At 66.8% G+C, this 13,476-nt stretch carries 13 protein-coding genes and 1 tRNA gene; 10 read left to right on the forward strand and 4 right to left on the reverse strand.

What is annotated here, in order from left to right; translation table 11 throughout:
• Nucleotides 1–459: 459 nt before the first annotated feature.
• Nucleotides 460–1,782: a hemolysin family protein gene (locus AC1DJ5_RS13880; RefSeq protein ID WP_441456431.1), complete on the forward strand. Its 1,323-nt coding sequence runs from the start codon at nt 460–462 to the stop codon at nt 1,780–1,782.
• Between the two features lie 261 nt (nt 1,783–2,043).
• On the opposite strand, the gene AC1DJ5_RS13885 is transcribed toward AC1DJ5_RS13880, so the two are convergent.
• Nucleotides 2,044–3,705 carry an amino acid ABC transporter ATP-binding/permease protein gene (locus tag AC1DJ5_RS13885; RefSeq protein WP_477020978.1) on the reverse strand — a complete coding sequence of 554 codons (1,662 nt, stop codon included), beginning with the start codon at nt 3,703–3,705 and terminating at the stop codon, nt 2,044–2,046.
• Nucleotides 3,702–5,318 (reverse strand): thiol reductant ABC exporter subunit CydD, encoded by a 1,617-nt coding sequence (cydD, locus tag AC1DJ5_RS13890; protein WP_477020979.1) that lies wholly within the window; start codon nt 5,316–5,318, stop codon nt 3,702–3,704. Before cydD ends, AC1DJ5_RS13885 begins: the two co-directional genes overlap by 4 nt.
• 218 nt (nt 5,319–5,536) lie before the next feature.
• Between cydD and AC1DJ5_RS13895 the strand changes: the two genes are divergently transcribed.
• Genes AC1DJ5_RS13895 through cydX form a run of 3 tightly spaced genes read left to right on the forward strand, consistent with a single transcriptional unit; the run spans nt 5,537 to nt 8,417 of the window.
• Nucleotides 5,537–7,099, forward strand: a complete 1,563-nt coding sequence (locus AC1DJ5_RS13895; RefSeq protein ID WP_441456442.1) for a cytochrome ubiquinol oxidase subunit I — start codon at nt 5,537–5,539, stop codon at nt 7,097–7,099.
• Between the two features lie 27 nt (nt 7,100–7,126).
• A complete protein-coding gene (gene cydB / locus AC1DJ5_RS13900) occupies nt 7,127–8,275 on the forward strand; it encodes a cytochrome d ubiquinol oxidase subunit II (RefSeq protein WP_477020980.1) in 1,149 nt (382 codons plus the stop codon).
• A 22-nt stretch (nt 8,276–8,297) separates the two neighbouring features.
• Complete coding sequence (gene cydX / locus AC1DJ5_RS13905; protein ID WP_114818411.1) at nt 8,298–8,417, forward strand: cytochrome bd-I oxidase subunit CydX; 120 nt, start codon at nt 8,298–8,300, stop codon at nt 8,415–8,417.
• Between the two features lie 79 nt (nt 8,418–8,496).
• Here cydX and AC1DJ5_RS13910 read toward each other — a convergent pair whose 3' ends face one another.
• Nucleotides 8,497–9,264, reverse strand: coding sequence for a Crp/Fnr family transcriptional regulator (locus tag AC1DJ5_RS13910; RefSeq protein WP_477020981.1), 768 nt, complete (start codon nt 9,262–9,264; stop codon nt 8,497–8,499).
• A gap of 66 nt (nt 9,265–9,330) precedes the next feature.
• Nucleotides 9,331–9,717 (reverse strand): hypothetical protein, encoded by a 387-nt coding sequence (locus tag AC1DJ5_RS13915; protein WP_441456436.1) that lies wholly within the window; start codon nt 9,715–9,717, stop codon nt 9,331–9,333.
• A 96-nt stretch (nt 9,718–9,813) separates the two neighbouring features.
• On the opposite strand from AC1DJ5_RS13915, the gene AC1DJ5_RS13920 reads away from it, so the two are divergent.
• The 6 genes from AC1DJ5_RS13920 to rplA all read left to right on the forward strand — a co-directional run bounded on the left by AC1DJ5_RS13920 (nt 9,814) and on the right by rplA (nt 13,271).
• The gene (locus AC1DJ5_RS13920) at nt 9,814–10,356 is read left to right on the forward strand and encodes a pyridoxamine 5'-phosphate oxidase family protein (RefSeq protein WP_477020982.1); all 543 of its coding nucleotides are present in this window, start codon (nt 9,814–9,816) and stop codon (nt 10,354–10,356) included.
• Nucleotides 10,357–10,492: 136 nt separating this feature from the next.
• Nucleotides 10,493–10,568, forward strand: a tRNA-Trp gene (locus AC1DJ5_RS13925).
• Between the two features lie 70 nt (nt 10,569–10,638).
• Nucleotides 10,639–10,938 carry a preprotein translocase subunit SecE gene (secE, locus tag AC1DJ5_RS13930; protein WP_441456438.1) on the forward strand — a complete coding sequence of 100 codons (300 nt, stop codon included), beginning with the start codon at nt 10,639–10,641 and terminating at the stop codon, nt 10,936–10,938.
• Between the two features lie 13 nt (nt 10,939–10,951).
• Nucleotides 10,952–11,527: a transcription termination/antitermination protein NusG gene (gene nusG, locus AC1DJ5_RS13935; RefSeq protein ID WP_441456439.1), complete on the forward strand. Its 576-nt coding sequence runs from the start codon at nt 10,952–10,954 to the stop codon at nt 11,525–11,527.
• Between the two features lie 619 nt (nt 11,528–12,146).
• Nucleotides 12,147–12,578: a 50S ribosomal protein L11 gene (rplK, locus tag AC1DJ5_RS13940; RefSeq protein ID WP_441456440.1), complete on the forward strand. Its 432-nt coding sequence runs from the start codon at nt 12,147–12,149 to the stop codon at nt 12,576–12,578.
• Between the two features lie 3 nt (nt 12,579–12,581).
• Nucleotides 12,582–13,271 (forward strand): 50S ribosomal protein L1, encoded by a 690-nt coding sequence (gene rplA, locus AC1DJ5_RS13945; RefSeq protein ID WP_441456441.1) that lies wholly within the window; start codon nt 12,582–12,584, stop codon nt 13,269–13,271.
• Nucleotides 13,272–13,476: the final 205 nt, after the last annotated feature.

A 13,476-nucleotide genomic window follows, 5' to 3' on the forward strand; every position in this document is an offset into this window, starting at 1 on the left:
GGCGTGGTGTCCAAGATCATCGCCTAAGCGATTGATCCGGGTCTTCGGACCCGAACAGTGCTGGCCTCAAGCAGCGCGCAAGCGCGATAGGCCTGCATAGAGCAAGCGTAACAGAGCGGCCCTCGGAGAAATCCGGGGGCCGTTTCTGCATCCGGGGTTGGGGAACCGCCGTCTCAGCCCCACGTTCGGAAGTCGACGTTAGGAAACGGGTAACCATAAATGCGGCGCGCGATCAGACTGGGACTGTTCATCGGCGTGATCGTCGGGATGAGCGCTTGCGCGAGTTCCTATGACGATTCAGGGCGTCCATCGTCGGGCGTTTATGGCTCGGTGGGCGTCGGTCGGTCGGGCTGAACGGGGAGCCAGCCTCATGAATGACTGGCGCAGCGGGCCGATCAGCCTTACTATTCGCAAGCGGACGCCGGTTGTCGCGCCGCGCCGCGGGTCTTTCCCCCTTCGATGTTGACCATCGCTATCGTCGTCGTGCTGCTGCTTGTGGTGCTGAACGGCCTGTTCGCCATGACCGAGCTTGCGGTCGTGTCTTCCCGTAAGTCCAAACTTCAAAGCCGTGCCGAGCGCGGCGACCGGGGCGCCCGCGCGGCGCTGAAGCTGTCCGAGGAGCCGACGCAGTTCTTGTCGGCGGTTCAGGTCGGCATCACCCTGATCGGGATTCTGGCGGGCGCCTATGGTCAGGCGACCATCGCGGGCGAGTTGGACCGGATTCTGGAAGCCGCCTTTCCGGCCTTCGCCCCCTATTCGCAATTCTTTTCGACAGCCCTGGTGGTCGTTCTGATCACCTATGTCTCGCTGATCGTCGGCGAACTGGTGCCCAAGCGGCTGGCGCTGATCTTCCCCGAGACGATCGCCTCCAAGATGGCCGCGCCGATCTCGACCATGGCGCTGGCGATGAAGCCCTTCGTGCTGCTGCTGACGGCCTCGACCTCGGGCATTCTGAAGCTGATGGGCGTCAAGGACCGCGACGGTTCGGACGTCACCCAGGAAGAGGTCCAGAGCATCCTGGCCGAAGGCACGTCGGCCGGCCTGATCGAGCCCGAAGAGCAGGTGATGATCGAAGAGATCCTCCGCCTTGGCGACCGCGCTGTGCGCGTGGCCATGACGCCGCGTCACGAGGTCTTCTGGATCGCCCTGGACGACACTGAGGAAGTGCTGCGCGACGAGATCCGCAGCTGCCCCTATTCGCGCATCGTCGTGGCGCGCGAGAGCGACGTCGATAATCCCCTGGGCGTGGTCCACAAGAAGGACCTGCTGGACAGCCTGTTGACCGACGGCGAGTTCAATATCGAGAAGCTGGTGGCCGAACCGGCCTTCATCCCGCAGTCGACCTCGGTGCTGAAAGCGCTGGAGATCCTCAAGGGGTCGCGGGTTCACATGGCCTTCGTCGTCGATGAATACGGCGCCTTTGAAGGCGTGGTCACGGCCACCGACATTCTGGAAATGATCGCCGGCGACTTCAACGAGAGCCACGACGAAGCCGACGTCTCGATCCGCAAGCGCGAAGACGGTTCATGGGCCGTGGACGGCCAGACGGATCTGGACGAACTCGGCGACGTGCTGGGCGAGGACTTCGGCGAACACGAGGGCTTCCACACCGTTGCGGGGATGGTGCTGCACCACCTGTCGCGGGTGCCTGACGAGGGCGATATTCTTCAGCTGGGTCGGTTCGAGGTCGAAGTAATCGACATGGACGACCGGCGCATCGACAAGCTGCTGTTCCGCGCCGTCATTCCCGGCTGGCAGGAGGGCCGGACGGACTCTCACTGAGACGGGGGACGTCGATCCGGCAAGATTTCAGGCTGCTTCGTCCATGGGGCGGTCTGACGCGTCGCCCTGGCTAGTTCTTTCCGCCGTCCGTGTTGCTCCAGAGCGAGGCGAAGCCGAGGGCGGCCATGAAGACGAGGAAGGCCGAAACGATGGCGGCGATGGCGGGAACGACGTCAGCGGGCATGTGTGATCTCCTTTGATCCCAGCAAAGCCGTTTGCGCCCGGCCATGCCTTGATCGAGATCAAAGGAGAGGCGGCGGCTCAGGCCGCTGCGCGTTCCGACGGCGACGACAGTTGCACCGCGCCGGACGACGACAGGCCCGAGACGGCCAGGGTGGTTTCGCACAGCGCCAGCGGGGCGGGGCGGTGGCTGACCAGAATCAGCCCCTGTCCGGTGCGCTCCAGACGGCGGGCCAGACGATCCAGAACCCGCGCCTCGGTGGCGGCGTCCAGACCCTCGGTCGGTTCGTCCAGCACCAGCCAGGGGGCCGGGCGCAGGTAGGCGCGGGCCAGACCCAGGCGGCGGCGCTCGCCGCCCGACAGCCGGGCGCCGTTCTCGCCCAGCGGCGCGTTCAGCCCGGCGGGCGCGGCGCGGATGCGCTCGGCTAGATCGGCGTCTTCCAGCGCGGCCCAGAGGGTTTCGTCGTCGGCTGTCGGCAGGGCTAGCCGCAGGTTTTCGCGCACCGTCCCGGCCAGAAGCGTCGCCTGCTGGGGGGCGTAGGCGAACAGGGTGCGGGCGGCGTCGGGCGGGGCTGCGACGGCATCGACGCCGCCCAGCGTCGATTCGCCGGGCAGGGGCGCGCGCAGATGCATCCACCGCTCGATTAGCGTGGTCTTGCCGCCGCCCGACGGGCCGGTGACCGCCAGGCGCTGCGGCGGCGTCAGCGTCAGGTCCACAGCCGATAGGCCGAGCGTGGGCGACAGGGATTGGGCGGGTCTCGGTTCTTCGGCGTCCAGCAGATCGCCCAGACGTTCGGCCGCCGCCTTGACCGCGCCGTTGTGGCGGAAGGCGGTCAGCAGGGCGCCAGCGCTTTCGACCGTGGTGACGGCGGCCAGAATGGCCAGGGCGATCAGGGGCGGGGCGGCGGACCGCGCCGTCGCCAACACGCCGAGGACGGCCAGGGCCATGGCGACCGACTGGGTCAGCATGATCCAGCCGCCAGCCGAGGCCAGCCTTTCGGTGGCGCCTTCCAGCACCGCGCCGCGCTCGGCCAGCCGATCCACGGCCCAGCCTTTGACGCCATAGGCCTGAAGCTCGGGCGCGGCGGCTGCGAAGGCGGCGAACTGGGTCTTGAGATCGCCCGAGGCGGCCTGCACCGCGCGGCCCGCCGGTTCGGCCATGCTGCGGCCGACGAGGGCGGCTGCGACGACGCCGAGAGCGCTGGCGGCGAGGACGACAAGCGCGGTGGGCCAGCCAGCCAGGGCCGCCAGACCCACGCCGGCCACCATGCCCGCGCCGGCGCCCCATGGGGCGGACAGGCGCACGAAACGGTTCTGGATGGCGTCGACGTCCTGCACCATCCGCGACGAGGCTTCGCCTCCGGCCAACGTCAGGGCGCGCGTCGCGGGGCCGCGCGCCACGCCCTCGAACAACTGCGGGCGCAAAGCAGCGAGAGCCTTGAGCGCGGCGTCGTGGCCGGTGACGCGCTCGCCATAGCGACCGCCGGTTCGGGCGATGGCCAGGAAGCGGATCAGGGCGCTGGGGATCATGAAGTTGAAGCTGTAGGCCGCCGCCGATCCCGCCAGCCCGGCCAGGGCCGAGGCGGTGATGAACCAGCCCGATACGCCCAACAGCAGGACGGCGGCGGCGGACACCAGGGCGGCGGTGACGGCGGCGGCCAGCAGGCGGGCGCCCTGACGGCGTTCCTGCGCCCGGATCAGGGTCTTGAGACGGGCGCCGCCGGTGGCCTTCACGGCGCTCACAGCCGCACCACGATGTCGGCCAGTTCGGCGACGGCCTCGGAATGGGTGGCGATCAGGGTGGTGCGTCCTTCAGCAGCGGCGCGGATGATCGGCAGCAGGGCGGCCTCCGACGCGGCGTCCAGGTTGGCGGTCGGCTCGTCCAGCAGCAGGACGGGCGCGGGCTTGAGGAAGGCGCGGGCCAGACCCAGCCGCCGTCGCTCGCCGCCCGACAATCCACCGCCGCGTTCGTCGATGACGCGGTTCAGGTCGCCGGTGAAGCCCGCACGGGCGGCGGCCTCCATGACGCGCTCGGAGGCCGCGCCGCGCCACGCCAGGGCGATGTTCTCGGCCAGGGTTCCGGGCACGACGACCGGGGCCTGACCGGCCCAGGCGATCCAGGCGGTCAGGTCGGGACGGTCGGACAGGCGCATGTCGCCGACCTCGACCTCGCCGCCGCTCAGCGGAGACAGGCCCAGGAACAGGTGCAGCAGACTGCTCTTGCCCGAACCGCTGGGGCCGAGCAGGGCCACGGTCGCGCCGGGCGGGACCTCAAGGTCGAAGCCGGTCAGGACGGGCGCGCCGACGTCATAGGCGACAGCCACGGCGCGGAAGGCGATGGCGGGCGCGCTCGCGGGGACCGGCGGCCGGTTTGGCGTCGCCTCGGCGGCGTCGATCAGGTTGCGCAGGCTGGGCACGGCGGCCTCGGCGGCTTGCCGGTCGTGATAGGCGGCGGACAGACGGCGCATCGGCGCATAGACCTCGGGCGCCAGGGCCAGCAGGAAGAAGGCGCGGGTCAGGTCCAGTTGATCGGGCGCGGGGAAGGGCAGCAGCTTCAGCAGGTTGAAACCGCAATAGACGGCGACCAGAGCGACCGACAGGGCCGAGAAGAACTCCAGCACCGCCGACGACAGAAAGGCGATCTTCAGGACGCTGCCGGTGCGGCGGGCCAGATCGTCGGAGGCGCGGGCGATCACCGCCGTCTGCTGGGTCTCCGCCTGGAAGGCGAGGATGGCGGGCAGGGCGCGGATGCGATCGAGGAAGAGGCCGGACAGCCGCTCCAGCGCCTGGAACTGACGCCGGCTCTCGGCGCCCGCCGCCATGCCGGTCAAGGCCATGCCGATGACGAAGGGCGCCAAGGTGAAGAGTAGAATGCCGGCCGTGAAGGGGCTGACCACGGCCGCCGCGAGGATCAGCAGCAGGGGCGTGACGCCCGCCGCCAGCCGCGCCGGCAGGAAGCGCGAGACGTGGCCGTCCAGCGCCTGGACCCCTTCGTTGGTCGCCGTCATGGTTTCGGCGTCGGACAAACGGCCAGAGAAGGCGCCGTTCAGGACCTGACGGCGCAGGTCGCCCTTGACCGCCCGGGCGGCGCGCGCGCCGACGACGGTGGCGCACTGGGCCAGGACGCCGCGCGCCAGCAGTGAGGCGATCGCCAGCGCCGCGCCGGGCGTCGCTTGGCTGATCCCCTGGGGCAGGGCGCCGACGGCCAGGGCCAGACCGGCGGCGAAACCCACGGCCGGGATGGCGTCGGCGATCACCAGACCGCTGGCCAGCGTCATGACGCGCTTGCGCGGCGACAGGGCCGCCTTCAGCCACTTGGCGGGCGCGGCGTCTGCATCGATCGGCTGGGCCGTCATCGTCTCTCCTGCTCCATTCGCGCGACCAGACATAGACCATCGCGAAGGCGCATTGGGCGAATCGTCCTTGCGGCGAAACAGCCTTGGGCGAAACGCCGTCTAGAGCGCGCCGCCCGGCTTCAGCTTTGATCAGGATCAAGGCCTGCCGAGAAGGCAAGCTTTAGGTTAAAGTAGAACGCCGGTCGATGGGGGCTGGCGGTCAGGAGCCTGAGCCCATGATCGACCTGGCGGTCGTAGACCTGTCACGCCTTCAGTTCGCACTGACGGCGCTGTACCACTTTCTATTCGTGCCCCTCACGCTGGGCCTCTCCTTCATGCTGGTCATCATGGAGAGCATCTATGTGATGACGCGCCGGCCCATCTGGCGGACCATCACCCGCTTCTGGGGCGTGCTGTTCGGCATCAATTTCGTGCTGGGCGTGGCCACGGGCCTGACCATGGAATTCCAGTTCGGCATGAACTGGTCCTACTACTCCCATTATGTCGGAGACATCTTCGGGGCTCCGCTGGCCATCGAAGGGCTGATGGCCTTCTTCCTGGAAGCGACCTTCGTCGGCCTGATGTTCTTCGGCTGGGACAAGCTGCCGCGCGTGGGGCACCTGTTCGTCACCTTCATGGTGGCGCTGGGCACCAACCTGTCGGCCCTGTGGATCCTGATCGCCAACGGGTGGATGCAGAACCCGGTCGGCGCGGCCTTCAATCCCGACACCATGCGCATGGAGGTCGTGGACTTCATGGCCGTGCTGTTCAACCCGGTGGCCCAGGCCAAGTTCGTGCACACGGTCAGCGCCGGCTATGTCTGCGCCTCGGTCGTGGTGCTGGGCATTTCAGCCTTCTACCTGCTGAAGGGAAAGCACGTCGGCTTCGCCAAGCGGTCGATGACCGTGGCCGCCGCCTTCGGCCTGCTGTCGTCGCTGTCGGTCGTCGTTCTGGGCGACGAGAGCGGCTATGCCCTGACCGATAACCAGAAGATGAAGCTGGCCGCGCTGGAAGCCATGTGGCGCACCGAGCCGGCGCCCGCCGGCCTGACCGCCTTCGGCATTCCCAGTCTGGAAGATCGCCACACCCATTTCGAGGTCAAGATTCCCTATGTCCTGGGCCTGATCTCGACGCGCAGCATCGACAAGCCGGTCATCGGCATTCTCGAACTGGTCGCCATCGCCGAGGACCGCATCGAACGCGGCGTCGTCGCCTATGACGCACTGGAGAAGGTCAAGGCGGACCACACCGACATGGCCGCGCGGGCGCAGTTCGAAAGCGTGCGCAACGACCTGGGCTACGGCCTGCTGCTGAAACGCTATGTCGCCGATCCGCGTCTGGCGACGCCGGATCAAGTCAAGCAAGCGGCCTGGTCGACGGTGCCGAACGTGCCGCTGATGTTCTGGGCCTTCCGCGTCATGGCAGGGATCGGCTTCCTGATGATCGGCCTGTTCGCCACGGCCTTCGTGCTGTGCACCCTGCGCAGGCATGAAACCAAATGGTTCCTCCGTCTGGCGGTTCTGGCCTTGCCGCTGCCGTGGATCGCCATCGAGTTCGGCTGGGTTCTGGCCGAAGTGGGGCGTCAGCCCTGGGCCGTGGAAGGCGTCCTGCCGACCTTCCTGGGCGCCTCCAGCCTCAGCGTGCCGCAACTGTGGACCACCATCATCGGCTTCACCGTCCTGTACGGCGCCCTGGCGGTGATCGAGGTCGGTCTGATCCTGAAGGCGGTCAAGAAAGGCCCCTTCGCCCAGCACGACATCCCCGACGAACCTCAGGCGGAAGGCGAGCCGGCGGTCGCCTGACCCCGGTCGTTCAAGGAAACAAGAGAGATGGAACTTCCCCTCGACTACACCACGCTCCGCCTGATCTGGTGGGGACTGCTGGGCGTGCTGCTGATCGGCTTCGCCCTGACGGATGGGTTCGACATGGGCGTCGGCGCCCTCCTGCCCTTCGTCGCCAAGACGGACGAAGAGCGCCGCATGGTCATCAACACCGTCGGCGCGACCTGGGAGGGCAACCAGGTCTGGTTCATCGTCGGCGGCGCGGCGATCTTCGCCGCCTGGCCCTTCGTTTACGCCGTCAGCTTCTCCGGTTTCTATCTGGCCATGTTCCTGGTGCTGGCTGCGCTGATCCTGCGGCCGGTGTCGTTCAAGTACCGGTCCAAGCGTCCCCACCCGCGCTGGCGCTCCATGTGGGACTGGGGTCTGTTCATCGGCAGCTTCGTCCCGGCCCTGGTGTTCGGCGTCGCCGTCGGCAACGTCCTGCTGGGCGCGCCCTTCCGTCTGGATGGCGACCTGCGCTCCTTCTACGAGGGCACGCTGCTGGGCCTGTTCTCGCCCTTCACCCTGATCTGCGGCCTGCTGTCGGTCTGCATGCTGGTGCTGCACGGCGCGGCCTGGCTGTCGATCAAGGGCGAGCGAGGGCCGGTGCTGAACCGGGCGCGGGCCTTCGGCACGGTTGCAGGCCTGCTCAGCCTGGCGCTGTTCGCGATCGGCGGCCTGTTCATCGCCTTTGGCGACATCGGTTTCCGCATCACCGGCGCTCTGGACACGGCGGGCTTTTCCAACCCCCTGCGGACCACGGTCGAAGCGGCGCCCGGCGCCTGGATGGACAATTACGGCCTCTATCCGTGGATGATCATCGCCCCGGTTCTGGGCTTCCTCGGGGCGGGCGCGGGTCTGATCGGCATGTGGCGCCGGTCGCCGGCCCTGGCTTTCGGCGGTTCCTCGGTTTCGGCGGTGGGGATCATCTCGACCGTCGGCCTGTCGATGTTCCCCTTCATCCTGCCCAGCTCGATCAATCCGCAGTCCAGCCTGACGGTGTGGAACGCCTCGTCCAGCCACCTGACCCTGTTCATCATGCTGATCGTGGTCGCGGTCTTCATGCCGATCGTGCTGCTCTACACCGCCTGGGTCTACAAGGTGCTGTGGGGCCGGACGAGCACCGCCGCCCTCAAGATCAACCCCGACCTCTACTGATCCCGCGAAAGGAGATCATCTCATGTGGTATTTCGCCTGGATCCTGGGCCTCGGCCTGGCGGTGGCGTTCGGCGTGCTGAACGGCGTCTGGCACGAGTTCCAACTGTTCGACGAAGGCGACGAGGGCCGCTCCGAGCCCTGACGTTTTCGATCAAAGAAAAGCCCCCTTGGTTTCGACCGAGGGGGCTTTTTTACGCTGGGGCCCGGAAGCTTGGGCCGGTTCAGCCCGCGCCTTCGCCGAGGGCCTTGAGCGCAGCCGGGTCGGGCAGGGCCACCTCGTTGTTCGGCAGCAGTTGGATCAAGCCGGAGGTCTTGAACTGGGTGAAGACTCGGCTGACCGTCTCGATGGTCAGGCCCAGATAGTCGGCGATGTCGAGGCGGGTCATCGGCAGGTGGACGCGGCCTTCGGGGCCGCCCAGCTGGACTTGGCGCGCCGAAAGGCGGGTCAGGAAGCTGGCGATCCGTTCGCGCGCCGTCTTGCGCCCCAGCAGGACGATCTGCTCCTGCGCCGCCATCAGCTCGTCGCCCGCCATGGCCACCAGCCTATGTTCGAGAGCGGGCAGGGCGTTCAGAAGTTGGTCGAACTCGTTGCGTCGGAAGCGACAGGCGCTGAGCCGCGTCAGGGCCTCGGCCGTAAAGCTGGAGGGGCCGCGCCCGCCGAGGCCGAGGAAGTCGCCCTGGAACAGGAAGCCCGTGATCTGACGTCGCCCGTCAGGCAGCAGGCGATACAGTTTCACCGCCCCCTCGACGACGTTGAAGACGAAGGGGTTGGGATCGCCCTCGTGGAACAGGGCCTGCCCCGGTTGGGCCGCCACCGTTTCGCTGGCGCAGGCCATGTTGTGCAGCTCGTGGCCCTTCAGGTCGGCGCAGACGCCCAGCGGACGCGCCCCGCAGGTCGAGCAGGGGTGGACGTCCTCAAGGCGGACATCGGCAGGTTGGGACAGGGCGGCGGGCAGGACGGCGGCCAAGGCGGCGGTCTGGGCAGGCATGGTCGACTCCAGCGTTCCGCTGCAGTCTAGCTGACCGGGGACAGCTTTCGAATAGGGCAGCCTGTCCTAGCTGGCGTCTTCGGCATAGCGTAGCTTGGCGCCCAACCGGTGAGCGAGCGCGGTCAGTTCCACGGCCAGGCTTTGCCGCACCAGCGGCCGCACGCCCATTTCTCGAACCACGAATGGCCCGGCCCACAGGGTCTCGCCGTATTCCAGATCCGGCTGCCGCCACCAGGTGACGAAACCCAGGACGCCGCCGCGTTGATTGCGGGCGCTGAGAATGCCGCGGCTGTCCGGGGCGGCGCGCCAGTCGTGCAGAAAGGTGCGCCATTGGTTCGCGCCGAGATCGGGCCGCCACAACTGGGCGAGGACGAACTCGGCCGGCGCCTCGCCCTCCGTCAGGGGGACGACGTCCAGACGAGGGGCGTCCGGCATGAGGCGAGGCTCGGTCATGGAACCATTTCGCGCCGCGGCGGCTAAATCGCCTTGATCTGTGTCAAGGTGATCCCGGCGTCTGCACAGCAGGGTCATAAGGACGGAGGACAGGCCATGACCGATTCATCACCCGCTACATCGGGCGGGACCCCGATCCACGGCGCGGCCGTGGTCGCGATTCTCAAGCTGCTGGACGGACAGCGGCTAATGACCCTGGCGTCTAATCGCGCCGACGGGCGGCCTCAGGCCAGCACCCTGGGCTATATGAACGATGGGCTGAATCTCTATTTCGTCACGGCCCGTGACAGCCAGAAGCTGCGCAACATCATCGCCGACCCGCGCGTGGGCGTCGCCATTCGCGGCGTGGGCGCAGAAGGGGAGGCGGTCGGCGTCTCCATCGACGGCCGGGCCGAGGAGGTGACCGACGGCGCCGAGGTCCAACGGCTGAATGATCTGATCATCGCCCGCTCGCCGGATGTCAGCCCCTATGCCCCGGGCGGCGACTCGGTGGCGGTGGTGAAGGTGATTCCCGAGCAGGTCGAAGCGGTCGCCGTGATGGAGGGCCGCAGCCGCGCCCAGACCTTTTCGATCGGCGATCCGGAGCGTGTCGTGCAGGGCGTCGGCTATGAAGCGAGCGCGGTAGCGCGGCTGTTCTGAACAAACCTGCGCATCTGTCGGTGGTTATAGCGAAACGCCCCTTGAAATGCCCTCGGGCGTCAGGCATATGCGCCCCTCTGGCGAGGTTAGCGCCGTCGAGCTTGCTCACGGCGCATTGATCTTTGTCCGGGACACTAGGAGTGTAGCTCAGCTGGTAGAGCATCGGTCTCCAAAACCGAGGGTCGTGGGTTCGAGTCCCTCCGCTCCTGCCATTCCCCCTGTCGCAGTCGCCTGGGAGTTCCCATGTGAGGCGACAGGTTCCAGAGGTTGAAGAGACGTCATATGGCCAAGGCGAAGACCCCCGGCGGTCGCCGCACCGTGGGAAACCAGACCGCAGCCGCCGCCCAAGGCGCAGCAACGGTCGCCGTGGACGCGCCTGCGTCCAAGAAAAAGACGTCCATCCCGCAATTCGCCAGCCAGGTTCGCGCTGAAGCCCGCAAAATTGTCTGGCCCAGCCGCAAGGAGACCTGGATCACCTCGGTGATGGTCTTCATCATGGTGCTGATCGCCTCGGCCTTCTTCTGGATTGTCGATACGGGCCTGGGCTTTGCGTCCCGCTTCATTCTCGGCCTTGGCCAATAAAGGAGACGCGCACATGACTGATGCAGCGCCCAAGCCGGCGGCCAATCCCCGCCACAAATGGTATATCGTCAACGCCTACTCGAACTTCGAAAAGAAGGTCGCGGAGCAACTGCGAGAGCAGGCGAAGCAGCAAGGCCTTGAAGACAGCTTCTCCGAAATCCTGGTTCCGACCGAGGAAGTCGTCGAGATCCGTCGCGGCCGCAAGGTGAACTCGGAACGCAAATTCTTCCCCGGCTACGTGCTGGTGAAGATGGAGATGACCGACAACGCCTATCACCTGGTCAAGAACACGCCGAAGGTCACGGGCTTCCTGGGCGCCGCGGGCGGTACGAAGCCGCTGCCGGTCTCGGAACGCGAGGTCCAGAACATCATCGGTCAGGTGGAAGAGGGCGTCGAACGTCCGAAGCCCACGATCCGCTTCGACATCGGCGAAACCGTCAAGGTCGTCGACGGTCCCTTCGCCAGCTTCGACGGTCAGGTCGAGAGCGTCGACGAGGACAACGCCCGCCTGCGCGTGGCCGTGTCCATCTTCGGCCGCCCGACTCCGGTGGATCTGGAATACAATCAGGTCGAGAAGACGGGCGGCTGATCGCCTCGATCATCGCCTGAACGACGTGCAGCGGCGGCCCTCGGGTCGCCGTTTTGCGTTTGGGCCATGGCCTTTCCGTCATCCCGGAAGCGGCGCAGCCGCTATCCGGGACCGCCAGTCACACCGTCTTTGGCCCCCTGGGCGATCCCGGGCGTCTGATGATCCCGCACGCGATCCGCGTCACCTCGTGCGCAACCCCACGCGCCAATCCCTGTAAAAATCGGAGATCGGCTGAGGCTTGACGCCGTTGGCGCGCCATAGCTGTGGTTTGGGCCAGACTGCGCGGCATGGTCTTTGACATCACAGCCCGCCAGCGTCCGCTTCAGGACCCCGGCTGCGCCTCGCGCCCCGCTTCCCGTTCTTCGTCGCCCCGGAAACGTGGCGGTCGCTGCTGTTCGGCGTCGATTGCACCAATTGCACTGTTTTTTTCTTCGCACAGTGCAAGTGCAGTCGTCCCTGCGCCGCCCTGGTTTGCCTTTCCAGGGGCCTCCTGCTACATGCCCGCCTCCATCCGACGGCCTTCGAGTCGACGGGCGGCAAATCCGTGGAAGGCAGCCATGCCGCACCACGGCTCACCGGCTCCGAGGCTCAGGCCTGGGGTCATCGATAGGAGAGACCAATGGCCAAGAAGATTCTCGGCTATATCAAACTGCAAGTTGCGGCCGGTTCGGCCACGCCTTCGCCCCCGATCGGCCCTGCACTGGGTCAGCGCGGCGTCAACATCATGGGCTTCTGCAAGGAGTTCAACGCACGCACTGAGAAGGTGGCCAAGGGTACGCCCCTGCCGACCGTGATCACGGTCTATCAGGACAAGTCCTTCACCTTCATCACCAAGACCCCGCCGGCTACCTTCTACCTGAAGCAGGCCGCTGGCATTAAGTCGGGCTCCAAGCTCGTCGGTCGCGAGTTCGCCGGCAAGGTCACGCAGACGCAAGTCCGCGAGATCGCTGAAGCGAAGATGAAAGACCTGAACGCCAACGACATGGACGCAGCAATGCGCATCATCGAAGGCTCGGCCCGCGCAATCGGCATCGAAGTGGTGGAGGGCTAATCCATGGCTAAGCAAACCAAGGCTTTCAAAGCCCGCACCGGCGACCGTGAAGCTCTGCTGTCGTTCTCGGACGCCATCAAGCTGGTCAAGGACAACGCCAAGGCCAAGTTCGACGAGTCGATCGAAATCGCCGTCAACCTGGGCGTTGACCCGCGTCACGCCGACCAACAGGTCCGTGGCGTCGTCAACCTGCCGTCGGGCACGGGCCGCGACGTTCGCGTCGCCGTCTTCGCCAAGGACGCCAAGGCTGCTGAAGCCACGGCGGCCGGCGCCGACATCGTGGGCGCTGAAGATCTGTACGAAAAGATCGCCGGCGGCTTCATGGACTTCGACCGCGTCATCGCGTCGCCGGACATGATGGCTCTGGTCGGTCGCCTCGGTAAGGTGCTGGGCCCGCGCGGCCTGATGCCGAACCCGAAGGTCGGCACCGTGACCCCGAACGTGGCGCAAGCCGTCAAGGACGCCAAGAGCGGCGCCGTTGAGTTCCGCGTCGAAAAAGCCGGTATAGCCCACGGCGGCATCGGCAAGGCCTCCTTCGATCAGGCCGCCCTGGAAGCCAACGTCAAGGCTTACGTGGACGCCCTGAACAAGGCCAAGCCGGCCGGCGCCAAGGGTACGTATGTGAAGCGCATCACCCTGTCGTCGACGATGGGCCCGGGCTTCAAGATCGACCCGGCTTCGCTGGGCGCCTGATCGCTCAACGCGGTTTGAGATCTGAGAAAACGGCGGGGAGCAATCCCCGCCGTTTTTGTTTGTTCAGTAGCCGACGGTGAAGCGCGCGCGGCTGTGCTTCGGCGCTTCGATCTCGTCGACCATGGCGATGGCGTCCAGTAAGATACCAATGGAAACCGGGTGTTAGGAAGTTCCATGCATGGCGGCGCCAGAGATCTCATCTGGT

It is taken from the genome of Brevundimonas sp. 01N35, from assembly GCF_056399785.1.

Excerpts from the sequence above, each read along its gene's own strand:
- cydB (WP_477020980.1), top strand. The coding sequence starts at position 7,127 with ATGGAACTTCCCCTCGACTACACCACGCTCCGCCTGATCTGGTGGGGA.
- AC1DJ5_RS13920 (WP_477020982.1), top strand. The coding sequence starts at position 9,814 with ATGACCGATTCATCACCCGCTACATCGGGCGGGACCCCGATCCACGGC.
- rplA (WP_441456441.1), top strand. The coding sequence starts at position 12,582 with ATGGCTAAGCAAACCAAGGCTTTCAAAGCCCGCACCGGCGACCGTGAA.
- cydD (WP_477020979.1), bottom strand. The coding sequence starts at position 5,318 with ATGACGGCCCAGCCGATCGATGCAGACGCCGCGCCCGCCAAGTGGCTG.
- cydX (WP_114818411.1), top strand. The coding sequence starts at position 8,298 with ATGTGGTATTTCGCCTGGATCCTGGGCCTCGGCCTGGCGGTGGCGTTC.
- AC1DJ5_RS13910 (WP_477020981.1), bottom strand. The coding sequence starts at position 9,264 with ATGCCTGCCCAGACCGCCGCCTTGGCCGCCGTCCTGCCCGCCGCCCTG.
- rplK (WP_441456440.1), top strand. The coding sequence starts at position 12,147 with ATGGCCAAGAAGATTCTCGGCTATATCAAACTGCAAGTTGCGGCCGGT.
- nusG (WP_441456439.1), top strand. The coding sequence starts at position 10,952 with ATGACTGATGCAGCGCCCAAGCCGGCGGCCAATCCCCGCCACAAATGG.
- AC1DJ5_RS13915 (WP_441456436.1), bottom strand. The coding sequence starts at position 9,717 with ATGACCGAGCCTCGCCTCATGCCGGACGCCCCTCGTCTGGACGTCGTC.
- secE (WP_441456438.1), top strand. The coding sequence starts at position 10,639 with ATGGCCAAGGCGAAGACCCCCGGCGGTCGCCGCACCGTGGGAAACCAG.
- AC1DJ5_RS13880 (WP_441456431.1), top strand. The coding sequence starts at position 460 with ATGTTGACCATCGCTATCGTCGTCGTGCTGCTGCTTGTGGTGCTGAAC.